The organism is Treponema denticola, from assembly GCF_024400535.1.
GTDB lineage: Bacteria > Spirochaetota > Spirochaetia > Treponematales > Treponemataceae > Treponema_B > Treponema_B denticola_C.
Window position 1 is genome coordinate 1,432,295 of sequence record NZ_CP038800.1, and the last position, 24,489, is coordinate 1,456,783.

A 24,489-nucleotide genomic window follows, 5' to 3' on the forward strand; every position below is an offset into this window, starting at 1 on the left:
CCGCCTTGTGCTCAAGCCCTAGCTTTTTATAGAACTTGTAAGCTCGGCACATTAAGGCGGTTTTATTAAAAATTTAAGAGTTTACTTTCCGGAAATTGTAATGCCTGTAGAATGCATCCACGGAACTATTGCGTTTCCGTAGTCTACTTTTTCTTTTGAAACGGAAATTATATCGCTGAACATCTTTACGATGTTTCCTGCTATCATCGTTTCGGAAAGAGGTTTTGTAATTTCGCCGTTTTCGATGAGATAGGAGTTTTTTGCAACGCCCGAAAAGTCTCCGTTTGTGGCAGGGTTTCCGCCTGAAAAACGGCCGAGTAAAATTCCTTTTTTGATATTCTTAATCATATCGGCCTTTGCCGTATTTCCGCTTTCTATTATTAAGCCTTCTCCTCCCGAAACACAGCGCGGAAGGCCTGTTTTTTTGGAACCGTAAAACCCTAAAACAAAGTCTTTTAAAACGCCCTTTTCGATAAGTGTTTTGTTTTCGGCCTTAAAGCCGTCTCCGGTGTAAAGGCTTTCAAGTTCAGTGCCCGCCGGCTTTCGGGGAAACGAATGGAGGGTAAATAAATCCGATAATACTTTTTGGTTTAATTTATCCTTCCAAATAGAGGTGCCTGTAATGAGGGGCATATCTCCCATAAAAAGCCCCAGCATAGTACCTGCAAAATCTATCATACTCATAGGAGTTATAACTATGTCCCCTGTAAAGGAACCTGAAAGAGGGGCTGTAACCGTTTGCCCGCAGTTTTCCCTCATAATCTCATCGAGGTTTCCCCAGTCCTTTAAGGGCTTATCCAAGTTAAGGTGAGCGGCTCCGCTATAGTTAAAGCTGCTCGTACCATTGCCGTCTTTTGCGAAGAACATTGCCGTAAAATTGTATATGCCTGAGCTTTGCGTAAAGCGCACTCCGTTTGAGTTTGCAAAGTTTTGTTCGCTTCGTGTAAAGTCCAAAACACATTGGTTTAATTGTAAGGTAGGGTAGGCCGATTTTGTATAATCTAAAAATTCTTTTAGCCTCTCATACATTTTTTCGTTATTGGGTTCCGTATCGCCGTAGGAAAGAGTTTCTCCCTTTTGCATAGGTGAAATATCGTTCCCATCATCTTTTTCGGAAGAACGAGAAAGGGAAACAGCCTTTGCTGCATTTTCTTTTAAGGCCTTTTCGCTTAAATCGTTTCCTGCAATATAGCCCTTTTTAGTTTCTACAAGGGAGGTCATTGCAACTGAGATATCAGTGGTACTCCTATAAAGGCTTAAACGGCCTGCATCAATATTCATTTCGCTTTTTACGCTTTTTGAAACCCTTGTTGTTGCCTTATCGGCTCCCTCTTTTTTAAGGGCATCCAAGATAAATTCCGCATGTTTTATTCCGTCAAATCCGCTCATTATTCCCGTCCTCCTACTCCGATTTTACACTTGATTGCAGGTCCGCCCATTCCTACATTGATGAGCTGCTTTTTTCCGCACATGCCGGCATTGCTCCAACTCATATCGTCGCTTACCATTGTTACGGTTTTAAGCATGTCGAAGGCTACTCCCGCTATAGTGCAGTCCTTTACGGCCCTGCCGATTTTTCCGTTTTTAATTTCATAACCGAGCACTACACCGAACATAAATTCGCTTGTAGAATCGGCCTGCCCGTTCGATGAGCGTACAAAATAGTAGCCGTCATCGATGCTCGCTATCATGTCCTTGAGCTTATCCTTTCCGGGGAGGATTGCGGTGTTCCGCATACGCACCAAAGGCTCATCCGAAAACTCGTTTGCACGGGCGTTTCCTGTAGGATCTACCTTGAAGATGGCTGCCGACTGTTTGTTATGCATATAGGATCGTAAGATTCCGTCCTTGATTATAACGGCATCTTTTGCAGCAACTCCCTCATCGTCTATCCAAATCGGAACGGGACAGATTTTGCCGTTACACTCGTAGGCAAAGTCTACGAGTGTTACCAATGGAGTAGCAACTTCCTTATTCATAAAGTCTGCTGCAATGGAACCGGACATTACAAAGTCCGATTCTGTGGTATGTCCTATCGCTTCATGGGCAAGAATACCTGCAAGGTCGGGGCCGAGGACAACATCGTGAATACCGGGCTTGGCATAGACTCCGGCCGCCTTTTGTTTTAGGTTTTCAACCATTTCGTCTATTTTAGAATAGTAAAGATTAGGCTTATCGAAGAGGTTTTTAAATTGACCGTAGCCTCCGAATACATCGTAGAGGCCTATGGGCTGGCCTTCCGAAAGGAGCTTAAAGCTCATCATTAAATTTGCCCTTGAAATATAGGTATGGGCATCGGCCTTGTCCGAGGTAATAAGATGCCTTTCGGTTCCGTTGGCCGAGATGCTAAAAATTCTTGATTGAAGTTCGGGATATTTTTTTGCCGTGTAGTTTTCAAGGTCTTTTATAAAGTCTATAGCTTCCTTTTGATCGGCATCCTTGGAAGGATCGTATTTTCCGTAGGTGCCTTGCCCCGTAAAGGCAGGAAGTTCAGCTTGACCGCTTCCCGTTTTTTTAGCTAAAAACTTAACGTTTTCGCTTGCCGATTTTATAGATGAGGCTATGGCCTCGTCCGTTTGTTCGGGTGATGAGGCAAAGCCCCATACCCCATCCTTAAAAGAGCGGGCACAAACTCCGGCTTTTCGGGATTGAACATTGTTTATAAGATCACCGTTTAGGGCTGCTACCGACATAGCCGTGTTTTCTTGAACCCTAAGTTCGGTGTACTCCGAAAAAAGCCTCGCATGGCTCTTTAAATCATCAAATCTCATGACATACCTCCATAAAAAGGTTTTGTAGGAAATATTAATTTCCGAAAAATTTTATTCTTCTTCAAATTTATTGTTAAAAATAGTTTCGATTGCTTCGCATGCTTCCTTTTCATCAGGCCCATCACAGGTAAGAGTGAGCTCTGTGCCGTAGGCGGCAGCCATAGTTATAATTCCTATTACGGACTTGGCATTAATTTTTGTGTCTTCCTTGCATAAAAAAATCTCCGAAGAAAAATTATTCGATTTTTGTGCAATAAGAGCTGCCGGGCGGGCATGTATTCCTGCCCGATTTTGAACCTTAATAGTTTTTGAAATCATAATTTAATCCTTCTAATAGGAGCCGCTAAAAACATCAGTTTTTAGCGGTTTTCCCTAAATTTAATATGTATCGTCATCAGTGTAGTAGGGTGTCCTTGCAGAATCGGTTTCGATCCATCTAAGCACATTTCTGCTGAATTCTCTTGCAGAAAAATACCCCATACTCTTTAGTCTTTCATTTTTAGCTGCCGTTTCCAAAATAATCGGCACATTCCTTCCCGGTTTAACCGGTATTTCCAACATTGGAATTCTAACATCAAGAATTTCCGTTGTAAGTTCCTCAGTTCCCAATCTGTCATACACTTTTTCGGCATCCCATTCTTCAAGCTTTGCAACCAGCTGAATCTGCTTTACTTCCCGTATAGCTCCTATACCGTAAAGCTGTCGTATGTTTATTATACCCAAACCTCTGATTTCCATGTGGTGTCCTATAATCTTATTGGCTCCCCGTCCTACAAGGGTGTTTCCGTTTATACAGGAGATTTCGACCACATCATCGGCTACGAGGCGGTGGCCCCTTTCGATGAGCTCAAGGGCTGTTTCACTTTTTCCGACTCCTGAGCTGCCCATTATGAGAATGCCTAGGCCGAAAACCTCAACCAAGACCCCATGTAAAGAAATTTTAGGGGCAAATGTATTCGATAGGATTCGTAAGAGGCGTAAGGCCAGTTCATTTGAAGAAAGATTTGACTTTAATATTGGACAGTTGTATTTTTCTGTTATTTGTAAAAATTCTTCAGGCGGCTCCAGATTATATGAAAATATGCAGCATGGAATTTTAAAAGAAAACATTTTTTCGATTGTGGATAAGTCTTTTTTTTCTATGAGGGTGGCAAGATAGGCGTATTCTCCTCTTCCGAAAAGCTGAACTCTTTCATTTGCAAATGAGTCGAAAAAGCCTGAAAGGGCAAGTCCCGGACGGTTTATGTTAGGTTCCATAATCTTATTGGAAAGCCCCATTCTACCCGATACACAGGTTAATTCAAGGGAGTCATGTTTTTTAAGATCTAATTCCAAAAGATTAAGAACCGAAAAGCTTATATTAGCCATGTTTGTAATATACACATTTAAGGGCAGTTTGTAAACCTCATCGGCTTTAAATTTTTATTATAGAAGTGTATTTTAAGAAAAAATAAGGGGAATATTGTGATATTCCCCTTACAATTTATTATAAAGTGTTTAAGTCAAGTTTATTTTTTTTCTTGAACCTTATCCTTTTCCTTTTTTACTTTTTGGTCGGCTATATCCATCATTTTATTGACGCCGGCCTCAAACTCATAGTTTTCGGTTGAAACATGAGCCGTGCCCCCCCACCTAAAGTTAATTGTTGTGTCGTAGATAAACTTTTTATCCAGTTTGATAAAGCACTGAATATCGGTAATAAGATTATCCGCATATTCAATTCTTTTAAACTTTTGATCAAGATATTTTTTCTGATCCTCGTCCATCGTAAATTTTACTGCTTGAATGTTAATGTTCATAATTTCCTCCACACAATTTCATTGTACTTATAGGATACTACACTTTTGCCGAAAAGTCGAGCTTAAAATACAAATAAATGGTAAAAAAATGAAATTGAGCGGAAAACAAGCTTTACTAAAAACTAGAGGCCTCTCGGGGCCCTTGCAGGATCGATGGGCTTATTTTTATCGTAAACCATAAAGTAGAGCCTTGCCTTACCTGTAAGTAATTCTACCCCCAATTCCCCCAACTTTTGGCCTACGGCGATTGTATCGCCTTTTTTTACGACGATTTTTTCCATTCCGCCGTAAACATAGATGTGTTTTGTCTTGGATTGAACAAAGACTACTTGCCCGAAGCCCCGATGCGGGCCCGTAGATACAACCTTCCCTGAGCTTACGGCTTTTACAGTCTGCCCTTTTACGGAGTCTATAACTACGCCTGTAATTTTTCCTGAAAGGTAGGAAACTTTTGAGGCCGGAACCGGCCAAAGAAGTTTAGAATCTGCCTGTTTTGCCGAAGTGCTAGGTTTAATGCTTTGTAAACTTTTCTCTGATGTCTTTTCTGATGAAGCTTTTGTAATTGAAGTTTTGTCCGTTTCTTGCCCATTGTTTTTGGCTGGTTCTTGAGTAGTACCTTGAGGTATTTTTAAAATTTGGCCTATTTTTAAGGGCGTTTTTTCGTTAATTCCGTTTAGTTTAAGGAGATCGGAGAATTTGATGCCGAATTTTTTTGCCAAGGCATAAAGAGTATCTCCTTTTTGTATCACATGGGTGATCTCCTCCGAACCGGTCTTGGCATTAGTTTTTTTATCGTTTTTTGCAGAACTTTCTACCGGAATTATGATTTTTTGTCCTATCTTTATTTTTGAAGGATCGCTCAAGTTGTTTTTTTTAAGAATAGAATCTATAGGCGTATTATATTTTTTACTTAGAGCATACAGAGTGTCTCCTTTTTCAATTATATGCACAATATCTTCTGCAAAGCCTGAAAATGAGAAAAAGATAAAAAATAAAATCCCTAAGATGTTTTTTTTATACATTAAGCCTCTTTATTAAACTACCGTTGTCATGATTCCGTATTTTGAGGGTTAAACATATCTACCATAAAGGCTAAATCTTCAGGAGAAAATTCAAGGTTCTTTTCCTGAACCCTCTCTTCATTTGTAGTATTGAGTTTTTGCAGTAAGCTAAAAACTATATATGTTAAAATAACATTTCCGGCCTTGGGATGAGCATTTATATAAGCTGTAAACTGCTCCTTAGATATAAGCAAGATTGTCGAAGGGTCTAAGGCGTTTACGCTGGCTGTGGCCGGCTGATCTTTAAAGAGGGAGGTTTCACCGAAACTTGCTTTGTTTTGTAAAACACCTATTTTAACATCTCCCCATTTTCCGTTCTTTACAATTTCTAATTTTCCGCTTAATAAAACAAAAAAACCATTATTTTCGGTATCTTCTGTGATGATATTTTCTCCACGTTCATAGGAAATAATTTCGGAAAAATCTATTATCTTCATTAAATCCTCATCTTCAATGCACGAAAAAATAGCTGTTTGTTTTAGTTCTTGGAAAAAAATATCCCTGTCCATTTCTACCTTGTTCATGTCTACTCCCCATTAACGGTATGCATTAAAAAAAACATCCGTACTTAAATTATTTATTTTTGTTCCTACAGGATAAGCTCCCAGTATGTTTTTACGGCCTTCTTCTAAATGCGTGGATGTAATCCCATAGCGGATTGAGCTGTCGGCTTCGACAAAGGCTGCAATTTGATCTGCAACCCTTACTAAGCGCCCATCCGTTGCCTTAAATTTCTTATCGGCATATTTTTGAGATAACTCTTCAAAATTTACAATTTTAACCTGTTTATCTACAATAATCCTGTTTTCAAATTCATCGGATATATAATACATGACTTCATCTATAAAAGATTCGTCCATTAATGGCAAAAGCTCGTCCTTTACTATGCGCTCTTCAATTTCTTTTACGACAGCCGGCAGATGATCGGTAGCCTGTTTTACCGGAGAGATTATATCTCTTGTAACAGCTTCAGGTAAATCATGAAAAAGGGCCGAAAAAAAGTTATTATATCTTCGTTCATTTGTTATATTTAAGTCATAGCACATTAAGAGGGTTAGGGCAGCTACATAAAAGGAATGACCCAAGACTGTTGTCTGAGGAACCCTCGGTGTTTGATTCCATCTGACTTGGAATCTAAGCTTTTCTATTTCGGTTATAAGTTTATGAGGATTTTGGTTTGCAAGCAGAAGCTGAATGCCGGTTAAATCCATAAACTCGCAGATTTCTTCCTTTAAAAAGCCGTCAATTTCAGTTAAGCGGAAAGCTTCATTTACAGGTTTAAGCATTTCAAATTCTCTTATAGTGGAATACTTATGAGCTGCCCGTGAAACCTTCCATGTTATATCATCTTTATCGGGTTCTTTAAATAGATATGAATGAAATTTAGCTTTAAATTCTCCATCAGGGAAAAGGTCATTATATTTTTCGAATATCCACTCGTTAATTTTTTTATATTCTTCAGGGTATTCTTTTCGGATTCTTCTTTGTACGGGGGCTTTGATATCGCATAGAGCTATTTTTCTTAAAATATCAAAAACGGAACCGTCAATTATCCTATCCCAATCGATTTTTTTTCCTTTTTTTTCTTCGTATTTTCCAATTATATAGGCTAAAAATGTTTTCTCGGCCGTTTTATCCATTTCAACTATTTCAAAAGGACGGATTAGATCATTCCAACGCTGAATAGAGAAAGCTTCAAATAATTTTAGAACGGCTTTTGTTGTAAAAATCATTTTTTTTGCTTATCCTTTTGCTTTAGATCCTTTTCCATCTTATCTTTCCATATTTCGATTTTGCGTTTGATTTCTTCAACCTCTCTGTGCTCATTTAAAACCATGTGCACCCTTCTTAGGCCTTCTAAAAAAAGAATCGCAGTGCGGAAATCGCTTATATTGTTTGTAACTATTTCATATTTTTCTCGGTATTTGTCGGCTGCCTTTGTAAAAAGTGTTTTTACAAGCCTAAGATGATATATTACGGTATCATAATCCTCCGCATGAGGGTTTAAGCCTGTTTGGCTTATTTCTTTTAGGTCCATTATGTTTTTTGCAACTACTGCAAATCTTGCTTCTATGTCTATAAATGACCATCTCCACTTGGTGTTTTCCCCATAGGCATCTATTACCAAGTTTATTACAAGTCCAAGTTTCCGTATAAGATAATACCTTTGTTTTTCAGTTATTTTGGAAATTTGTGCAACGCCCTGTTCATACTCGGAAAAAGGAGCATCTATGAGGTCGGTTACAATTTCTTCAAGATAGATTATGGGCTTATAAAGGGTCTTTCGTGCTTCATTGAGAATGTTTTCGTTTTTTCCACCGAGAAGGGCTACCGATAGTCTGAATTTAGCTAAATATAGGGTCGCTAAATAAATCATCTCATCGGCAAGAACAAGCCTTTTATAGGCAGCACCGAATGTATCTTTTTTTATAAGAGAGAGAATATTTTCTTCATGCTTTAATACTTGGTTTATTGCCTGATCGTATTCATAAACCCGTTTTGTATAAAGTTCCCTGTTTCCGCTTTTTTCTCCTTCCACAATGAGCTCCTATTTTACCGGGCATATTTTACAAGAAGTTCTTCGGCATGTTTTAGCGAAGCTTCACTTAACTCGTCTCCGGCAAGCATTCTGGCTATTTCTTCAAGTCTTGTTTTACCGGAAACAGCTGCTGCGGAGGTTTTAGTTGTCTGCCCCATCGTATTTTTTTCTATCTTAATATGATTATCGGCATGAGAAGCGATTACCGCAAGGTGCGTAATACAAAGAATCTGTTTTTTTTGAGATAGTTTTTTCATATGGGATGCAACACTTATCGCAACTTCTCCGCCGATTCCGGTATCAATTTCATCGAATATCAGGGTATCCGCTTCATCTCCTTCTGCAAGTACCGTTTTTAAGGCCAGCATAACACGGGAGAGCTCTCCTCCCGATGCAATCTTAGAAAGAGGCCGCAATGGTTCCCCGGCATTGGGGCTTATCATAAATTCGATATCGTCAAAGCCGTAAGGATTTGCCGATAGCCTGTTCCCTTCAGGGAGCCGAGTGTCCACTCTAACTTGAAATTTAGTTTTCGGCATTCCTAAATTGGAAAGAACTTCTTCAACCTCTTTTTGGAGTTTTGAAGATGCCTCTTTGCGTTTTTCGGATAGGATTCTTCCCAGTTTTAAGAGCTTTGACTGCAAAATTCCTATTTTCTGTTCAAGCTCCGATTTTCCTGCCTCCCGTTTGGAAAGACCTTCAAGCTGTTCTTCGGCATTTTGGGCATAGTTTAAGACATCGTGTATTGTTGCCCCGTATTTTTTTGTCAACTTATATATTAAAGAAAGCCTTTCCTGTACTTGTTCCACCCTTTCAGGATTAAATGTCAGCTTTGAAAGGTATGAATCTATCGATGAGCTTATATCGTCCAATTCGTAATATCCGGTTTCCAGCCTTTTTAAAAGGTCCTCAAGCCCCTCATCGCAATTTTTTGCAGTTTCAAGATTATGCATGGCCTTTTTTGTAAGACTGATTATTCCCGATTCATCGGAAAAGAGCTGAGAAGCCGTGTTTAAGGCTTCAAAGAGTTTTTCAAATTGGTTTAATCTTTTTTCTTCAGCTTCAAGTTCTTCTTTTTCGTCTTCTTTTAATTTTGCCTTTGTTATTTCATCAATGGCAAACTGCAAAAGCTCTTGTTTTTCAGCAAGTTCTTTTTCGGAAAGGTTTAAGTTTTCAAGCTCTGTTCTTTTTTCGGCAAGTTCGGCATAAAGAGAGGTGAACATTTTCACTTCGTTGTTTATGCCTGCAAAGCTGTCCAAAAAACGGCGGTGTTCTGCAATTCTAAAAAGCGATTGATGGTCGTGTTGGCCGTGGATATCCACCAAAAGAGAGGTAAAGTCTTCAAGTTCATTCCTTGTTACCGGCGTACTCTGTATCCAAGCATTGGATCGGCCGTTTTGTTTTAAATTGCGGCGGATAAGGACTCGGTTGTCTTCAGGTTCAATCCCATGTTCGCCCAGCCATTTTAAAGCCTCAATATGTTTGTTTCCTATAAAAAAACTTCCAGAGACAGCTGCCTCATCGGTACCGGTTCGGATAAAATCTGTCGAAGTTTTACCGCCCAATAAAAGGGTTAAAGCTCCTATCAAAATTGACTTTCCTGCACCTGTTTCTCCGCTTAAAACATTTAAACCCTTCTCAAATTCTACAAAGAGGCTGTCGATTAAAGCTATGTTTTTTACCGATATATTTTCAAGCATTTACTTTCCTTTAATTGGGGAGACAAAACTATCCTTAGATTCTATCGCTATAGAGTATAATCTAAAATGTGCTAAATTTCAAGTAGCATATTTGGTTATTTTTATAGGTAGTTTGCTTTATTAAAGCTAATCTTAGCTTATGAATTTTATTTAATATTATACTTACAAGGTTCAACATATTTTTCCATCATCGATTTATCGACTCCTCGTTTTTTGATCATTTCGCTGTAGAATTCCCCGCTTTTTTTGATAGTCCTTTCTTGAGTTTCGTAATTACAGTGCACGAGGCCGAAACGGGCGGATTCTCCTTCTTTCCACTCGAAATTGTCGATAAAGCACCAATGATAATAGGCTTCAAAGGGGAGGGGAGATTCGCTTATAAGTTTTAAGTGGTCATAAATATAGCGGCATCTAAACTCATCCTTATTGTCACAGGTTCCGTTTTCGCTTATGACTATCGGAAGGTGAAGGCAATTATAGCAAGTTTGAGCGCACTCGATTAGGCCCAAGGGATAAATATCCCAGCCTAAATCGTTTTTAGGCGTATTTTCAAAGGCCGTGTAAGAGAATCCTCTTACTGCCTGCCTTGAATAATAGTTGATAGCTATAAAATCTACATAGTTTTTCTTTTTTATGTTTAGGATATTTTTAAAGGGGAATGAAAACTCTCCCTTAAAACAGGCTTCCATAATTCCGTCTTGAAAAATTTTGCTTATTCTTTTTGCCGCCCTTTGATCGGCTTTTCTATTTTTATCCTTTGGATGGAAGGCCTGCATGTGGTGGGCAAAGCTCACCCTTGTGTCCGTAAGGCCTTTTTCTTTTCGTATTTCATGGATTAAATCGTAGGCCTTGCAGTGTGCGGCTATGAGGATATTCATTACCTTTATAGTTTTTGCAATCGATTTTTTTTCGGGCGGCCAAAGGCCTAAAAAGAAGGACTGAACTGCATAGACATTCGGCTCATTTATTGTAACATAGTCGCTGCAAAGGCTTCCAAGCTCGCTTATGCAGGTCTTTACATAATTTAAAAAAACTTCGACATTTTCTTTTTTTGTAAAGCCGCCAGAATTTTCAAACCACATGGGATGGCTAAAGTGGTAAAGGCTTATTAAGGGCCTTATGCCTGCTTTTTTTAAAAGGCTTAATTCTTCCTTGTAGTGGTCAAGGGCTTTAGTGTCGAATTTTCCTTTTTCAGGTTCAATGCGTGCCCATTCTAAGGACATGCGGTAAGTTTGAATCCCCATCTTTTTTAGAAGTTCGGTATCTTCTTCAACCTTTTCGTAGTGCATATTTGCCCGGGCTACATCGGAGCCGTCATTTGTCATTTTGCGGTCACAAAAATCGTTCCAGTTGGAGTTTACCCTTCCTCCCTCAATTTGGGTAGAAGCCGTAGCAACCCCAAGTAAAAAATTTTCTTTTAACTTAAACATCTTTCCTCCATATCACGCGATTTTTTTACAAACCGCATACAATAATACGATGTTTTGTGCGAAGCACAAAACTCGAAGATAAACATTTCGGCTTGTATTTCAAGCCGAAATGTTTATCGAACCTCCATAGATTTTTTACGATAAAAGTCCACGATGGATCTTCCATATACCCTCTCATCGCTTTTTGTCAAAGAGCCTATTGTTTGAGGCATAGCCTTTTCGGATGGCCTGTGCATCATTACAAGGCCCCCTTCTTTTAATATTTTTGATTCTTCTATTTTTTCGAGAAGTTCTATGTGAAATTTATAGGGAAAGGGAGGGTCGAGGTAGATAATATCAAATGATTCCTTAGCTCTTTTTATAAATGTTTCTGCAGGCATCCTTTTACATTCAAGCTTTTTATCTGCCATTGAAACATTTTTTAATAAAACGGGAAATTTATCGGCATCTTTTTCTACAAGGTAGACAGGGTAGGCTCCACGAGAATAGGCTTCCAAACCGCAGACCCCTGAGCCCGTAAAAAGGTCTAAAAAAGAAAGACCTGAAAGGTCTCCAAGTATGGAAAAAACAGACTCCCTCATCCTGTCCATTGCAGGCCGTATTATCCCCTTGGGACATTCTACCTGTCTGTTTTTTAAACTGCCGCCGGTTATTCTCATGAGAATAATTATAGCACAAGACCTATCCTAAATTCAATAACTCTGAAAGTTCATTTTGAGAAACCATGTTGTATGTTTCATTTTCAACATTCGTATCGGAAATATCTATATTTATTTTGCCGAGAAAATCCTGATGCTTTTTGTAGATACCTTCAATACGGGTTTTTTCCGTGTTAAAAATAGATTCGCTTCCAAGCTTTTCCGTTAGGATAAGCTTCAAAACGCTCATATATTTTTTGATACAAAAATAAAGACAGTTCATTGTATCTATATAATCAGGCAAGTGGGATTGAGGCTCTATCTGATTAAAGAGTTTTTGCAGAGCCGCATCAAAAAATAAAATATCCCTCATCATCTTATCTGCAAAAATACTTTCGGAAAGGTCTAAATTAAGACCGTCCTTTATTACGTCCAACATTCTGGTTATTTGAAACAAATTATCCTGAAAAACAATCTTATGAAGCATCTTATTTCCCCTCTTAAAATAGACTAAAAAAACTACAGCTCTACTTTATTTTCGGAAGATAAATTTATCGACTTTAATTTAATTCTTACTTCCCTTCCTCTCTTCCCCTTGCTTTTTTAGCGGTTCTTTGATAGACTGACACCATGGCAAAGACAGTAGACGATAAAAAGATTATTTACACAATGGATAGGGTTTCAAGAACCCATGGGACAAAACAGGTTTTAAAGGATATAAGCCTTTCTTATTTTTACGGTGCAAAAATAGGCGTTATAGGTTCTAACGGATCCGGTAAGTCAAGCCTCTTGCGTATTATGGCAGGGATTGACGGGGATTATACGGGCGAAGTTTCTTCGGCACCCGGCTATACTATAGGCTATCTTGAACAGGAGCCCCAGCTTCAAAGCGGCAAGACCGTTCGCGAGGTTGTTTCGGAGGGGGTTCAGGAATTGGTAGACCTTCTTGCGGAATTCGACAAAATAAACGAGGCATTCGGCGACCCCGATGCCGATATGGATAAGCTGATGGAAAAACAGGCCAAGGTGCAGGAAAAGCTGGATGCAACAGATGCTTGGAATTTGGACAGCCGCCTCGACCTTGCTATGGAAGCCTTGCGATGTCCGCCCGCCGATCAGGTAATCGATGTGCTTTCAGGGGGAGAAAAAAGACGGGTTGCCCTTTGCAGACTCCTCCTTCAAAAGCCCGACATTCTTTTATTGGACGAACCTACCAACCACTTGGATGCAGAAACGGTAGCATGGCTTGAAAGGCATCTTCATCAATATGCAGGAACAATTATCTGCGTAACCCACGACCGCTATTTTTTGGATAATGTTGCAGGCTGGATCTTGGAGCTTGACCGCGGAGAGGGCATTCCGTGGAAGGGCAATTATTCAAGCTGGCTCGATCAAAAACCAAAACGACTTGCCCTTGAAGAAAAGGGAGAGACGGAACGCCAAAAGGCTTTAAAACGGGAGCTTGAATGGATTGGTATGAGCCCCAAGGGAAGACATGCCAAAAGCAAGGCCCGTATCAACGAGTACGAAAAACCTTTAGCCCAAGGCTCAAAGGAAAAAATAAAGGATTCTCAGATTACCATTCCGCCGGGACCGAGGCTGGGGAACTTGGTTATAGATGTTAAAAATGCCGCAAAGCATTACGGCGACAGAATTCTCTTTGATAAGCTTAATTTTTCGGTTCCTGCGGGAGCCATAGTAGGTATCATAGGTCCGAACGGTGCCGGTAAGACAACCCTCTTTAAGATGATAGTCGGGGCTGCAGGTTTTGAAACTCCTGAAGGAGCCGATCAAAAAAGGCAGATCGTAAAACCCGATGAGGGTGAAATCAAAATAGGGGATTCGGTAAAACTTTGCTATGTAGATCAGACAAGAGAAAAACTAGATCCTAACAAGACCGTTTGGGAGCAGCTTTCAGACGGGCTTGATATTATAAAGCTGGGAGCCTCGGACGGTTCTTCCGGTGTGTGTGAGGTAAACTCAAGGGCTTATTGTTCTTGGTTTAACTTTTCGGGACAAGACCAGTCCCGCAAGGTAGGCGTACTTTCAGGCGGAGAGAGGAACAGACTTAATTTGGCTATGATGCTAAAAGAAGGCGGAAACGTTTTAATGCTCGACGAGCCTACAAACGATTTGGATGTTACCACTCTTCGTGCTCTGGAAGAAGCCCTTGAAAGTTTTGCAGGTTCAGTCCTCGTCATAAGCCATGACCGCTGGTTTTTAGACAGAGTTTGCTCCCATATTCTTGCCTTTGAGGCTGACGGAGAAGTTGTATGGTTTGACGGCAACTGGACGGAATACGCCGAATGGAGACGCGAAAAATACGGTAATGATGCCGATACTCCCCACAGAGGCGTTTACAGAAAACTTGAAAGGTAACCGGCTTATACTATGAAAAGCCCTGCGATGATTATTTTCGATTACGGGAATACCCTTATTTATGAAAAAGAGCTTGATTTGGAAAGAGCCTATAAGGCCCTTTATGCTCAAATTTATAAAAATCCCGATAAAATAGATTTTATTACCTTTTATAAAAAAGGAATGGCTATTTTTGAGAAGGTAAAATCGCGGGCTTTACAAAATGATCTGGAAATACACACTCATAATTTTTATAATTGTCTTTTTCAAATCCTTAATGTAGAATTTAACCTATCCTACACGGAGCTGGAACTTCTTTTTTGGGAAGCTCTGGCACCGTGCAGGGCGATGCCGAATATCGAAAAACTTCTGCTCTTTTTGGAAGGCAAAAATATCAGAACTGCCGTCATAAGCAATATTTCTTTTTCGGAAAAAGCCCTGACTGCAAGAATAAATAAATATCTTCCGCAAAACAAATTCGAATTTATAATAGCTTCAAGCGAGTACGGGTTTAGAAAGCCCGATTGCCTTCTTTTTGAGGCTGCCTTAAAAAAAGCCCGCCTTTCGGCCGATGAGGTTTGGTATTGCGGAGACAACCCGCGGGCCGATGTCATAGGCTCCGCCTCTCTCGGAATAAAACCTGTCTTATATACAAGCCGTTTTGCCTGTCCCTATGACAACGAAAACCATATTTCTCCCGATTTTGAATTTACCAAAATAAGCGATTGGAACGAGCTGATAGAACTGATTGAAGATTTTTAAAGGATTAAAATTAGTTGTAGAAAATAAGCGGATGATGGGAGTCGAACCCACGTCTCCAGCTTGGAAGGCTGGGGTAATAGCCGTTATACGACATCCGCAAGACTCATGCATTATATATATTTTTAAAATTTATGTCAATACTATTTTTCACAAAAAACATAAAAATTGCAGGCTGCACACAGGCGGCTGTCAGAGAAAAAATCTATTGAGCTTGTAGATTTTAAAGTCTGTTTATACTTAAAAGTACAGAATCTATAGTTGGAATTATCATTTTCGGCTTTATTTCGGCTTTTACTGATAATAGTTTATGAAATATTTTAAAGGATTCTTGTACGGATTTCCCTACTAAACTTTTAAAGTTTACCTTTGTTTTCAGCATCCACTTTGAAATATATATCATTCCTTCTAAAATGACAGCCTTTTCGATACCTCGTAATAAGGCTTCATTGGTTATATTTATGTTCCCTATATTAAAAATTATTTTGCCCATTGGAGGAAAAAGGTTAAACAATATTATGACTAAAAACATAATAATTATATTTATAAAATTTATTTTTTGTTTATCGGCAGTACATAGGATCAATGCGGTTCCAAAGACAAGGGTTTGTACCGGCAAAAAAGGGGTAAAGAGTAATAATAAAAAAAGGATTATCCCCGAGCCTATCCTCAGGTATTGTTCTATCAAAACCGGCTGACGATTTTTCTTTTCCGGGTTTTCGGCTTTTTGATGTTTAAAATCCTTATCGGCATTAGGAGAAAAATCAAAGCTTCCGTCTTTTATTTTTTCATACCAAACTGAGGTCTTAGCAAACTCTGATGCAAACCAGCCTAAAAAAATTGAAGTTACGGTTCCAAGTGCAAATACAGGCGGAATGATGTATACGGCAGATTTTCCGAATATTATAAATAAGGCTAAAAGAAATTGCAAGGTATTTGAAACAAAGGCTCCTGTCAAACTTATGCCTATAAATGAAATTGTTTTTCGAGGAATTTTTCTCATAGAATACATCAAAAGTCCGGATGAAAATGTCCCGATTGCAGAAAAAAGCAAAATATAAGAAAAAAGTGTGCCCGAAATAAGGGCTTGGCCTAAAACCTTTATAACCAAAAGAAGGATGAAGGCTGGAAAGGAGAAGATATCTATGCCTAAAAGAAGAGGCAGATTGGCCAAGCCGATTCTAAAAAAAGGAACCGGCTTGGGTATCATTATCTCAATTGCCGAAAGAAAAAAACAAAATCCTCCAAACAATGGGATGAGGTAGTCTGCCTTTTTAGCTTTTAATGACAACCCGAGCATCCGCAGCCGCAAGAGTCTTCGTCATATTCATGACCGCACCCGCATCCGCAGCCTCCGGACATTTGCTGAATCAAAGCCTGAAGCTCTTCTTCGCTGGTCTTTTTTACAGACAAAACCTTTACATCAAAGTACAGAGTTTCTCCTGCAAGAGGATGGTTCGCATCTATTGTAATTTTATCTCCGTCAATTTTTGTAATTCTTACAATTCGGGCGTGATGGCCTTCTCCTGCTTCAAAGTCCATACCGACTTCAAGTTCAGCTCCTTCAGGAAATTGAGCTCTGGTTGTTTCGACAATCAAGTCATCAAAAACTTCACCATAGGCTTCTTCAGGAGGAACAACTTGTTTAAACTCGGCACCTTCTTCTTTGCCTTCAAGAGCCCTTTCCAAGCCTGAAATGATCATATTATATCCGTGGATGTACTCCAATGGACCCATTACATCTGACGAATCAAGGATTTCGCCGTTAGCATCTTTCAGTGTGTATTCCATACTGACTGTTGTATCTTTTTCTATTTTCATTGCTAAAGATAATACATATTTTAGAAATAAAAATCAAGAGAAAATACTACAAGAAATCTTTCAATTTTTTATAACCTCTTGATTTTTTATATAAAATGACTTAAACTAAAGTTAATGCATTGTTGCAGGTTTTAAATATAAGTTAATGTACCGGAGGACAAGATGTTACCTTTTTATTTTCTTTCAATTACAACAAATTTGATTATGGGGCTTATTTTAGCGTTTTTTGATAAAACGGTAAAGGGAGGAGAGCCTGCCGACCATGAAAATAAATATCCCATATTGCGTGATTCAACATTTTTACTTTTAATAACCATATTCTCAGGTTTTACTGCAATTTCAAAGATGCTGAGCCCTGTAGGTACAAACATAATCATTCTGGGCGATTTTTTGCCTGTAGCTGCGGGTCTTGCAGGTTCTATAGTATTTTTAGGAAGGTTCTTGGAATCAAATGCTAATGTTTCCTCAGTACCTGAATTCTTCGGCTTTTTAAAGAACTATGATGAGCTTATAGGTTATGTTTGTCTTGCTTCTGCAGCTCTTCATTTATTGTTTTCAAAAGCTATTTTCCTTTAATTTTATAAAAATTGTGATTTTTAGATTGAAAAAAAATAAATTTGTTAAATCTATTGTTTTGCTGGCTTTGCTTATAGTTGTTGTATCTTGTTCCGGAGAAAGTCCTTTACAAACCTTGGTTCTTCCTTCCGATTCTGCAATGAATGATGCAAACCGGTTCGCTTTAGTGATTGAAACTTATGTTTCTCTACGAGATAAACCCGGAGAAGATGGAATTACTATAGCTCATGCCCGAAGACTGGATATTTTTCAGGTTGAAGGTATTGAAATAATAAAAGAAGACGGAGATCAGACCCTATGGGTTAATCTTGGAAAAGGCTGGGTGCAAAGAACGGGTGTTCAACTTTATTCATCTAAAGAAAAAGTTTTGACTGCGGCTAAAAAATTAAAATAAAGTCTATTTTTTGCCGATATAGGAGCTATGAAGTCTTTTGCTGTTTTATCCGCCTATGATATTTCGGAATATTCGTTTAAAAAACTCGAAAGCGGCATCATCCCATTTGAAGCCTCTTTCCGTGCGGCTGCGGCCTTTCCCGATTGTAAAAAAGTTATTATTTTAACATCTTCTTTATGCGAAGCGCCTATAGTTTCCATATTAAAAAATATAAAATCGGACGAGCTAAAAATAGAGTGGAAGGTTAAGGTTTTGGAAAAAATAAGTCCTCAAGCCATATTTTCCGAGGCTGCAAAAGAAACCGAAGCGGAATCTTCAGGTTTTGAAAATGTTTTCTTTTTGCATGGTGATGAGCCTTTTATCGATTTAAATGCAACGGAAAAACTTTTTAAGCAGCATTTGGAATACAGGGCAGAATACAGCTTTGCCGACGGATATCCCGAGGGCCTTATCCCTGAAATTCTTACATCCGGCCTTTGTCCTATTCTTGCAAAGCTTTCCGAAAATGAAACTTCCTTTGAGCGCTCTTTTATTTTTGATACGATAAAAAAAGAAATAAACAGCTATGATATTGAAACAATGATAGCCCCCTTCGATTTAAGACATCTAAGGCTCCGCTTTGCAGCCGACTCAAAACGGAATGCTCTTTTATGCAGCCGCTTTACAGGCATAAATGCGGAAAACTATGCAAAACTGATTGAAGAAAAAAAGGCGGAGCTATTTACTCTTCCTGCATATTACGGTATCGAGATAAATTCTTCCTATCCTTTAAAGTCGATATATAAGCCGAATGAGGTTCTAGGACTTGAAGAAAAAAAAGAAATGGATAAGGCGGCTATTTTTTCTCTTATCGAAAAAATTGCAGAATATTCCGATGATGCCGTAATTTCTCTTTCGGTTTTTGGTGAGCCTTCAATGTATCAGGATTGCCTTTCGGTAATCGAAAAAATTTTATCGTTTCCTAAGTTATCCGTTTTGATTGAAACTTGCGGTTTATATTGGCCTTCATCATTTATAGAGCGGCTTGAAAAAATTATTGACGTCTCTCCCGAAAGAAAAAACAAGATGCTTCCGGTTTATTGGATTATCTGTATTGATGCGGTCAGTTCAGGAATGTATGCTAAGGTGCACGGCCTTTCCGAAGATGAGGCAAACATTAAATTAAAACAAGCCCTTACTTTTACCGACAGTTTAAAAAAAGGTTTTCCCGATGCCGTATGGGCTCAAATTATGCGTATAAAAGAAAACGAGATAGAGGTTGAGCCCTTTTACCGTTTTTGGAAAAACCTGGGTGTTAATGTAATTATTCAAAAATACGATACCTTTTGTAAATTGCTTGAAGATAGACGAGTTGCAGACTTATCGCCTTTTAATAGACATCCATGCTGGCATTTAAAAAGGGATATGTATGTTTTAACCGACGGCTCTGTGCCCCTTTGTAAAGAAGATGTTAAAAGGAATAATATTTTAGGAAATGCTTTTTCGGATAGTCTGGAGTCAATCCGTAAAAAAGCATTCGAGGTATATGAGAAGCATTTGGAATGTAAATACGGAGACTTATGCGGAGCCTGCGATGAATACTATACCTACAATTTTTAATGAAAGGAAAATTCCTTATACTGTTTTGGTAAAGAGCCGAGGCAGTTTTAAAGCTGAAGTTTCTGTTTTAGTTTTAAACAGGGGAGCCAGATATTATCTATCTTCTCTTTTTCAAGGTTTAATAGATCTGGGGCTTAACTCTATTGTTTTTGTAGACAGTTCACAGCGGGGTTTTGAACTTGAATCTTTATCCGCACAATTCCCTGAAGTAAAATTTTTAATTCCCTTTGAAAATGTGACTGAAGGTGAAATGATTAATTTGGGTATGTCCGAAACATCCTCCGATTATGTGATGGTTTTATGGAATGATATGTGTTTATCTTCTTCAGCTTTTCCTCAAAGCTTAATCGATAAAATCAAGCAGTCGGGGATAATATGTGCTGCGCCTATTTTAATAGACGAAAAAAATAATAGCATCCCTGTACAAGTCGTTCCCAGTCTTACAAAGATGGATTTTTCTACGGATAGATTTTTATGCAGAAAAGATTTGACAAAAACTCTGTATATGTATGATTTTACAGGAATTTATAATAGAGAAAAATTTATTGAAATAGGCGGTTTTGATTATACGATAAAAAATCCCTATTGGCAAAATCTGGATTTCGGCTTTAGAACATACTTATGGGGAATGGAGATCGTAATTTCAAATTTATATAAAATGAAATATGCCGGAGTTTCCCCTCTTGAGGATGTTTCGGCGGATGATTCTTATATAAGTTTTTATCTAAAAAATTTAGCACCTACTGTGGGAAAGAAAGGGGCTGCCTTACCTTGGTATTTATTTTTCCCGTATGTGAGAAGGTCGGGATTAAATCTTTTTAATTCTTATAAACATTTTAAGGCTGTGCAAGATTGGGTACACATAAACAAATACCGTTTTGTAAAATCTCCTCAAGCCTTAATTTATAAATGGGAGCCCAGCATATGATCGGTTTATATGAAGGTACTGCCGTAATTGTTCAAGCCCGATTGAGTTCTAAGCGCTTGGCTAGAAAGGCCTTATTGAATTTGGGCGGTATGCCTATTTTATACAGAGTTTTGGATTCGGTTCGACAGTTGCCTGCCGAACATTTTATTTTGGCCTGCGATACCAATTCAAGAAAAGAATTTCAACCCATAGCCGAATCTTTAGGTTATCTTTGTATTGACGGTTCTGAAGAAGATGTTTTAAAGCGCTTTTGTGATGTACTTGCGTTTATCAAGTCTAATTTTCCGCATAAACATTTAAAAGCTATTGTTCGGGTTACAGCCGATAATCCATTTCTCTTTGTGCAAGCCGCAGAAGCTTCCATGCGCCGTTATTTTGAATTGGGAGAGCCTGACTATTTTACTTATACGGGCCTTCCGCATGGATCGGGAATAGAAATTATAAAGGCCGCTTCTCTTTTAAAAGCCGCTTCCGAAACAGAGGATTCTTATGCTCATGAGCATGTGTCTCCTGCAATTTACGGCCGCCCCGATAAATATAGATGTATAAGAGAAACGGCACCGGCTGTGTGGTATTATCCTGAACTGCGGACTACCGTTGATACCACCGAAGACTATGAAAAAGCAAAAGAGGTATATAGGTATTTAAGTTCCCATAAAAAAAACATGCCCTTTATGCCTGCCGATATAGTCGAGGCTGTAAGCTATGCCGATAGGTTAGTTGTATTTTGTCCCTCGGTTACTCCGGGGCGGGGAAGCGGACACTTGCACAGGGTTTGCGATTTAACGAAAGCTCTTTTAGGAAAGCTAAGATGTTTAATTTATATACCCGAATCCGATTATCCTAATTTTTCAAAATCTCTTTTAAATTCCATTCCTTCCGAAATAATCGTAAACGAGTTTCCCAAAAAAGCGGCTCTAATTGTATTGGATAGGTTTAGAACATCTGAAGATGAGATGTCTTTTTTTAAGAATAAGGGGCCTGTTATCGCAATTGACGATGGCGGCACCGGACGAAGATTTGCCGATTTTATTTTGGATATACTACCTTCACTCAAAAATGTAAGCTCGCCTGACGATAATTCCGGCTCCGAATGGATTTATAATCTTTTTTCACCGGAATTTATTTCTCTTCCCGTTAATCGAAAAAAACATTTTCCATTAAAAACTTTGAGAAAAGGTAAGCGTATCCATTTAGATCCGCTTAAAACAAAGGTCCTTGTAGTTTGCGGCGGAGAAAATTCTTATAGGATGACCCTTCCTATTGCCCAAATTCTCGCCTCCTTAAAATTTGATGTTTCGGCAATAGATATGAATTTAAGCTTTGAAGATATAAAACAGCTTGAAGGAAAGGTTAAAGCTTTTTCGCGTATTGATAATTTAAAAGAAAGGCTTTATGAATGGGATTTGGTTGTAACCCATTACGGGTTTACGGCCTTTGAGGCCTTAGCTGCAGGCTGCTATGTGCTTTTGGTTTCTCCAACCGATTATCATTATAAGCTGGGAATATCTGCAGGTTTTACATCTTTCCCTCAGGGGATACCGTCAGTTATGGATTTTTCCGATATGTTTTCTAAAGGGATAAAAATACCGGCCCTTATTACACCTCATTCCGAGAGTAAAGATTTACCTTCTCTGATAAAAAATTTATCTTTCGGTTCACAACATCTCTGCCCGATTTGCGGGGAAGATGCGGCCTTTGAAATTGCAGCCAGAACTCCCGATAGGACTATGGCACATTGTTTAAAGTGCGGAATGTACCATATTTCTTTTATAATAAGTCCTCCAAAACAATATACCAAAACTTATTTTTTTGATGAGTATAAGGCCCAATACGGTAAAACCTACTTAGAGGATTTTGAGTCTATAAGAAAGCAGGGTATGCGCAGAATGGAAATTATCGATAAACTTTATATAGATATTTTTTATCGAAAAAGGGAATACAGTATTTTTGACGGTGAAAAGAAAATATTGGATGTAGGCTGTGCCTACGGCCCCTTTGTTCTTGCTGCAAAATATTCGGGTTGGTATGCCGTCGGAACCGATATTTCGGAAGCCGCCGTAAAATATGTAACGGACGAGTTAAAGCTGCCGGCCTTTGTTTCGGCTTTTCCGGTTCTCCCGAAAACCTATGAGTATATTTACCAAAAACGAATGACGGGAAACGGATTTGAATCGGTTTCAAGGCCTATTGAAGACGGAGGTTTTGCGGCCCTCTCTATGTGGTTTGTTATCGAGCATTTTAGGGACTTGGATTCCGTTTTAAAAAAAGTAAACGATCTTTTAATGCCGGGCGGTATTTTTGCTTTTTCAACTCCAAACTTTTCCGGTGTTACGGGAACTTTTTCGCCTTATAAATTTTTTGCAGAAAGTCCTACCGATCATTATTCAATATGGGATGCAAAAACCGTAAAGGATCAACTCAATCTGTACGGCTTTAAAGTTTTAAAGGTTGTTTCGATAGGCCATCATCCTGAAAGATTTAAGTGGTTTAAAAATATTAAAAAGAACGGAATACTTTGGAACATAGTTATGGCCATAGGCATGGCTATAAGTAAACTTTTTAAACTCGGAGATAGTATGGAAGTTTATGCAATGAAGCAGGGAAGACTGGAGGATATAAAATGAAAAAATATGTTTTAGCCTTTGATCAGGGAACTACGAGCTGCAGGGCAATCTTGTTCGATAAAGACGGAAAAAAAATTGCAACTGCCCAGCAGGAGTTTTCTCAAATTTTTCCTAAGCAGGGCTGGGTCGAGCATGATGCTATGGAAATATGGGGAAAGCAAAGCGGGGTAGCCCGCGAAGTTTTGGAAAGAAGCGGAGTTTCCACCCAAGAGATTGCTGCAATCGGAATTACCAACCAGCGGGAAACAACCGTTGTCTGGAACAAAAAGACAGGCCGTCCCGTTTATAATGCCATAGTTTGGCAGTGCCGCAGAACCGCCGATATCTGCGATGCTCTTAAAGAAAAAGGTCTCTCTGATTCTATCAGAAAAAAAACCGGTTTGATAATAGACGCTTATTTTTCGGGAACCAAGATAAAGTGGATTTTGGATAATGTTCCCGAAGCAAGAACTCTGACCGAAAAAGGCGAGCTTCTTTTCGGAAACATCGACACTTGGCTTATCTGGAATTTGACCAGAGGTAAGGTGCATGTAACCGATTATACAAACGCATCCCGCACCTTGCTTTTTAATATTCACACCCTGCAATGGGATAAGGAGCTTTTAAAGGCTATGGATATCCCCGAATCTATGCTGCCCGAAGTCAAGCCTTCAAGTTATGTTTACGGTTATACCGAAGAGCATACATTCGGAGGATCTAAGATTCCGATTGCGGGAGCTGCAGGCGATCAGCAGGCAGCCCTCTTCGGCCAAGCCTGTTTTGAAGAAGGCTCTGCAAAAAACACTTATGGAACCGGCTGCTTTATGTTAATGAATACCGGAGAAAAGATAATAGAATCCGAAAACGGGCTTCTTACGACTATTGCCTTCGGTATAGATAATAGTGTAAAATATGCCTTGGAGGGAAGTAGTTTTATAGCCGGTGCTGCAGTTCAATGGCTGAGAGATGAGTTAAAACTTATCTATACTGCCCACGAAACGGAATACTATGCAGGGCTTGTAAACGACACAAACGGTGTTTATTTTGTTCCCGCCTTTTCAGGTCTGGGTGCACCCTACTGGGATATGTATGCCCGCGGTGCCCTTTTGGGCTTGACAAGGGGTGCAAAAAGAGAGCATATTGTAAGAGCTGTCTTGGAAGCCATCGCCTATCAAACAAAGGATGTCCTTTATGCTATGGAAAAGGATTCCAAGATAAACTTAAGATCGCTTAAAGTAGACGGCGGAGCTTGTGCTAATAATTTTTTAATGCAGTTTCAGTCGGATATTTTAAATGTGCCCGTTTTACGCCCCTACGAAAAAGAAACGACGGCCTTGGGGGCTGCCTATCTTGCAGGTCTTGCCGTTGGCTTTTGGAAAGAGCAGGGCGAAATAAAACGGATACAGGATATCGAAAGGGAATTTAGGCCGGACATGGAAGAAGAAAAAAGAAAGACTCTCTATGCCGGATGGAAAAAAGCTGTAGAACGCTCAATGAAATGGGGGTAGGT

General features: G+C 39.1%; 23 protein-coding genes and 1 tRNA gene. 8 read left to right on the forward strand and 16 right to left on the reverse strand.

The window, feature by feature from the left end; translation table 11 throughout:
• Positions 1–81: 81 nt before the first annotated feature.
• The 13 genes from E4N78_RS06720 to E4N78_RS06780 all read right to left on the reverse strand — a co-directional run bounded on the left by E4N78_RS06720 (position 82) and on the right by E4N78_RS06780 (position 12,425).
• Positions 82–1,389, reverse strand: a complete 1,308-nt coding sequence (locus tag E4N78_RS06720; RefSeq protein ID WP_255812266.1) for a TldD/PmbA family protein — start codon at positions 1,387–1,389, stop codon at positions 82–84.
• Entirely contained in the window at positions 1,389–2,771 is a 1,383-nt protein-coding gene (locus tag E4N78_RS06725) for a TldD/PmbA family protein (protein WP_255812267.1), read from the reverse strand. The genes E4N78_RS06720 and E4N78_RS06725 overlap by 1 nt, the downstream gene beginning before the upstream one ends.
• A gap of 51 nt (positions 2,772–2,822) precedes the next feature.
• A complete protein-coding gene (locus E4N78_RS06730) occupies positions 2,823–3,089 on the reverse strand; it encodes an HPr family phosphocarrier protein (protein WP_255812268.1) in 267 nt (88 codons plus the stop codon).
• A 60-nt stretch (positions 3,090–3,149) separates the two neighbouring features.
• Complete coding sequence (gene hprK, locus E4N78_RS06735) at positions 3,150–4,139, reverse strand: HPr(Ser) kinase/phosphatase (protein WP_255812269.1); 990 nt, start codon at positions 4,137–4,139, stop codon at positions 3,150–3,152.
• A gap of 140 nt (positions 4,140–4,279) precedes the next feature.
• Entirely contained in the window at positions 4,280–4,570 is a 291-nt protein-coding gene (locus E4N78_RS06740; protein ID WP_002671537.1) for an HPF/RaiA family ribosome-associated protein, read from the reverse strand.
• 122 nt (positions 4,571–4,692) lie between these two features.
• The gene (locus tag E4N78_RS06745; protein WP_255812271.1) at positions 4,693–5,592 is read right to left on the reverse strand and encodes a LysM peptidoglycan-binding domain-containing protein; all 900 of its coding nucleotides are present in this window, start codon (positions 5,590–5,592) and stop codon (positions 4,693–4,695) included.
• A gap of 26 nt (positions 5,593–5,618) precedes the next feature.
• Entirely contained in the window at positions 5,619–6,155 is a 537-nt protein-coding gene (locus E4N78_RS06750) for a cyclic nucleotide-binding domain-containing protein (RefSeq protein WP_255812272.1), read from the reverse strand.
• A 12-nt stretch (positions 6,156–6,167) separates the two neighbouring features.
• Positions 6,168–7,364: an HD domain-containing protein gene (locus E4N78_RS06755; RefSeq protein ID WP_255812273.1), complete on the reverse strand. Its 1,197-nt coding sequence runs from the start codon at positions 7,362–7,364 to the stop codon at positions 6,168–6,170.
• Positions 7,361–8,170, reverse strand: coding sequence for a hypothetical protein (locus tag E4N78_RS06760; protein WP_255812274.1), 810 nt, complete (start codon positions 8,168–8,170; stop codon positions 7,361–7,363). Before E4N78_RS06760 ends, E4N78_RS06755 begins: the two co-directional genes overlap by 4 nt.
• A gap of 14 nt (positions 8,171–8,184) precedes the next feature.
• The gene (recN, locus tag E4N78_RS06765) at positions 8,185–9,870 is read right to left on the reverse strand and encodes a DNA repair protein RecN (protein ID WP_255812275.1); all 1,686 of its coding nucleotides are present in this window, start codon (positions 9,868–9,870) and stop codon (positions 8,185–8,187) included.
• Positions 9,871–10,016: 146 nt separating this feature from the next.
• Positions 10,017–11,300, reverse strand: a complete 1,284-nt coding sequence (locus E4N78_RS06770; protein ID WP_255812276.1) for a glycoside hydrolase family 1 protein — start codon at positions 11,298–11,300, stop codon at positions 10,017–10,019.
• Between the two features lie 113 nt (positions 11,301–11,413).
• Positions 11,414–11,959: a 16S rRNA (guanine(966)-N(2))-methyltransferase RsmD gene (rsmD, locus tag E4N78_RS06775; protein WP_253684083.1), complete on the reverse strand. Its 546-nt coding sequence runs from the start codon at positions 11,957–11,959 to the stop codon at positions 11,414–11,416.
• Positions 11,960–11,981: 22 nt separating this feature from the next.
• Positions 11,982–12,425, reverse strand: a complete 444-nt coding sequence (locus tag E4N78_RS06780) for a hypothetical protein (protein ID WP_255812277.1) — start codon at positions 12,423–12,425, stop codon at positions 11,982–11,984.
• A 143-nt stretch (positions 12,426–12,568) separates the two neighbouring features.
• On the opposite strand from E4N78_RS06780, the gene ettA reads away from it, so the two are divergent.
• Both ettA and E4N78_RS06790 read left to right on the forward strand, forming a co-directional pair.
• The gene (ettA, locus tag E4N78_RS06785; protein ID WP_255812278.1) at positions 12,569–14,317 is read left to right on the forward strand and encodes an energy-dependent translational throttle protein EttA; all 1,749 of its coding nucleotides are present in this window, start codon (positions 12,569–12,571) and stop codon (positions 14,315–14,317) included.
• Between the two features lie 12 nt (positions 14,318–14,329).
• Positions 14,330–15,058 carry an HAD family hydrolase gene (locus E4N78_RS06790; RefSeq protein ID WP_255812279.1) on the forward strand — a complete coding sequence of 243 codons (729 nt, stop codon included), beginning with the start codon at positions 14,330–14,332 and terminating at the stop codon, positions 15,056–15,058.
• 26 nt (positions 15,059–15,084) lie between these two features.
• Here E4N78_RS06790 and E4N78_RS06795 read toward each other — a convergent pair.
• From E4N78_RS06795 to E4N78_RS06805, 3 genes are all read right to left on the reverse strand, one after another.
• A tRNA-Gly gene (locus E4N78_RS06795) sits at positions 15,085–15,156 on the reverse strand.
• Positions 15,157–15,278: 122 nt separating this feature from the next.
• Entirely contained in the window at positions 15,279–16,265 is a 987-nt protein-coding gene (locus E4N78_RS06800) for a Gx transporter family protein (RefSeq protein ID WP_370645029.1), read from the reverse strand.
• 71 nt (positions 16,266–16,336) lie between these two features.
• The gene (locus tag E4N78_RS06805) at positions 16,337–16,876 is read right to left on the reverse strand and encodes an FKBP-type peptidyl-prolyl cis-trans isomerase (protein ID WP_255812282.1); all 540 of its coding nucleotides are present in this window, start codon (positions 16,874–16,876) and stop codon (positions 16,337–16,339) included.
• A 162-nt stretch (positions 16,877–17,038) separates the two neighbouring features.
• Here E4N78_RS06805 and E4N78_RS06810 point away from each other — a divergent pair, with 162 nt between their 5' ends.
• Genes E4N78_RS06810 through glpK form a run of 6 tightly spaced genes read left to right on the forward strand, consistent with a single transcriptional unit; the run spans position 17,039 to position 24,487 of the window.
• Complete coding sequence (locus tag E4N78_RS06810) at positions 17,039–17,452, forward strand: hypothetical protein (RefSeq protein ID WP_255812283.1); 414 nt, start codon at positions 17,039–17,041, stop codon at positions 17,450–17,452.
• Positions 17,453–17,477: 25 nt separating this feature from the next.
• Positions 17,478–17,846, forward strand: coding sequence for a hypothetical protein (locus E4N78_RS06815; RefSeq protein WP_255812284.1), 369 nt, complete (start codon positions 17,478–17,480; stop codon positions 17,844–17,846).
• A 27-nt stretch (positions 17,847–17,873) separates the two neighbouring features.
• Positions 17,874–19,445 (forward strand): spiro-SPASM protein, encoded by a 1,572-nt coding sequence (locus E4N78_RS06820; RefSeq protein ID WP_255812286.1) that lies wholly within the window; start codon positions 17,874–17,876, stop codon positions 19,443–19,445.
• Positions 19,420–20,373 (forward strand): glycosyltransferase family protein, encoded by a 954-nt coding sequence (locus E4N78_RS06825; RefSeq protein ID WP_255812287.1) that lies wholly within the window; start codon positions 19,420–19,422, stop codon positions 20,371–20,373. The genes E4N78_RS06820 and E4N78_RS06825 overlap by 26 nt, the downstream gene beginning before the upstream one ends.
• Entirely contained in the window at positions 20,370–23,000 is a 2,631-nt protein-coding gene (locus E4N78_RS06830; RefSeq protein WP_255812289.1) for a bifunctional glycosyltransferase/class I SAM-dependent methyltransferase, read from the forward strand. The genes E4N78_RS06825 and E4N78_RS06830 overlap by 4 nt, the downstream gene beginning before the upstream one ends.
• Positions 22,997–24,487, forward strand: coding sequence for a glycerol kinase GlpK (gene glpK, locus E4N78_RS06835; RefSeq protein ID WP_255812290.1), 1,491 nt, complete (start codon positions 22,997–22,999; stop codon positions 24,485–24,487). The genes E4N78_RS06830 and glpK overlap by 4 nt, the downstream gene beginning before the upstream one ends.
• Positions 24,488–24,489: the final 2 nt, after the last annotated feature.

What these genes read in the sequence shown, in the direction of transcription:
- E4N78_RS06720 (WP_255812266.1), bottom strand. Translation starts at nt 1,389, where the DNA reads ATGAGCGGATTTGACGGAATAAAACATGCGGAATTTATCTTGGATGCC.
- E4N78_RS06725 (WP_255812267.1), bottom strand. Translation starts at nt 2,771, where the DNA reads ATGAGATTTGATGATTTAAAGAGCCATGCGAGGCTTTTTTCGGAGTAC.
- E4N78_RS06730 (WP_255812268.1), bottom strand. Translation starts at nt 3,089, where the DNA reads ATGATTTCAAAAACTATTAAGGTTCAAAATCGGGCAGGAATACATGCC.
- hprK (WP_255812269.1), bottom strand. Translation starts at nt 4,139, where the DNA reads ATGGCTAATATAAGCTTTTCGGTTCTTAATCTTTTGGAATTAGATCTT.
- E4N78_RS06740 (WP_002671537.1), bottom strand. Translation starts at nt 4,570, where the DNA reads ATGAACATTAACATTCAAGCAGTAAAATTTACGATGGACGAGGATCAG.
- E4N78_RS06745 (WP_255812271.1), bottom strand. Translation starts at nt 5,592, where the DNA reads ATGTATAAAAAAAACATCTTAGGGATTTTATTTTTTATCTTTTTCTCA.
- E4N78_RS06750 (WP_255812272.1), bottom strand. Translation starts at nt 6,155, where the DNA reads ATGAACAAGGTAGAAATGGACAGGGATATTTTTTTCCAAGAACTAAAA.
- E4N78_RS06755 (WP_255812273.1), bottom strand. Translation starts at nt 7,364, where the DNA reads ATGATTTTTACAACAAAAGCCGTTCTAAAATTATTTGAAGCTTTCTCT.
- recN (WP_255812275.1), bottom strand. Translation starts at nt 9,870, where the DNA reads ATGCTTGAAAATATATCGGTAAAAAACATAGCTTTAATCGACAGCCTC.
- E4N78_RS06770 (WP_255812276.1), bottom strand. Translation starts at nt 11,300, where the DNA reads ATGTTTAAGTTAAAAGAAAATTTTTTACTTGGGGTTGCTACGGCTTCT.
- rsmD (WP_253684083.1), bottom strand. Translation starts at nt 11,959, where the DNA reads ATGAGAATAACCGGCGGCAGTTTAAAAAACAGACAGGTAGAATGTCCC.
- E4N78_RS06780 (WP_255812277.1), bottom strand. Translation starts at nt 12,425, where the DNA reads ATGCTTCATAAGATTGTTTTTCAGGATAATTTGTTTCAAATAACCAGA.
- ettA (WP_255812278.1), top strand. Translation starts at nt 12,569, where the DNA reads ATGGCAAAGACAGTAGACGATAAAAAGATTATTTACACAATGGATAGG.
- E4N78_RS06790 (WP_255812279.1), top strand. Translation starts at nt 14,330, where the DNA reads ATGAAAAGCCCTGCGATGATTATTTTCGATTACGGGAATACCCTTATT.
- E4N78_RS06800 (WP_370645029.1), bottom strand. Translation starts at nt 16,265, where the DNA reads ATGATACCCAAGCCGGTTCCTTTTTTTAGAATCGGCTTGGCCAATCTG.
- E4N78_RS06805 (WP_255812282.1), bottom strand. Translation starts at nt 16,876, where the DNA reads ATGAAAATAGAAAAAGATACAACAGTCAGTATGGAATACACACTGAAA.
- E4N78_RS06810 (WP_255812283.1), top strand. Translation starts at nt 17,039, where the DNA reads ATGTTACCTTTTTATTTTCTTTCAATTACAACAAATTTGATTATGGGG.
- E4N78_RS06820 (WP_255812286.1), top strand. Translation starts at nt 17,874, where the DNA reads ATGAAGTCTTTTGCTGTTTTATCCGCCTATGATATTTCGGAATATTCG.
- E4N78_RS06825 (WP_255812287.1), top strand. Translation starts at nt 19,420, where the DNA reads ATGAATACTATACCTACAATTTTTAATGAAAGGAAAATTCCTTATACT.
- E4N78_RS06830 (WP_255812289.1), top strand. Translation starts at nt 20,370, where the DNA reads ATGATCGGTTTATATGAAGGTACTGCCGTAATTGTTCAAGCCCGATTG.
- glpK (WP_255812290.1), top strand. Translation starts at nt 22,997, where the DNA reads ATGAAAAAATATGTTTTAGCCTTTGATCAGGGAACTACGAGCTGCAGG.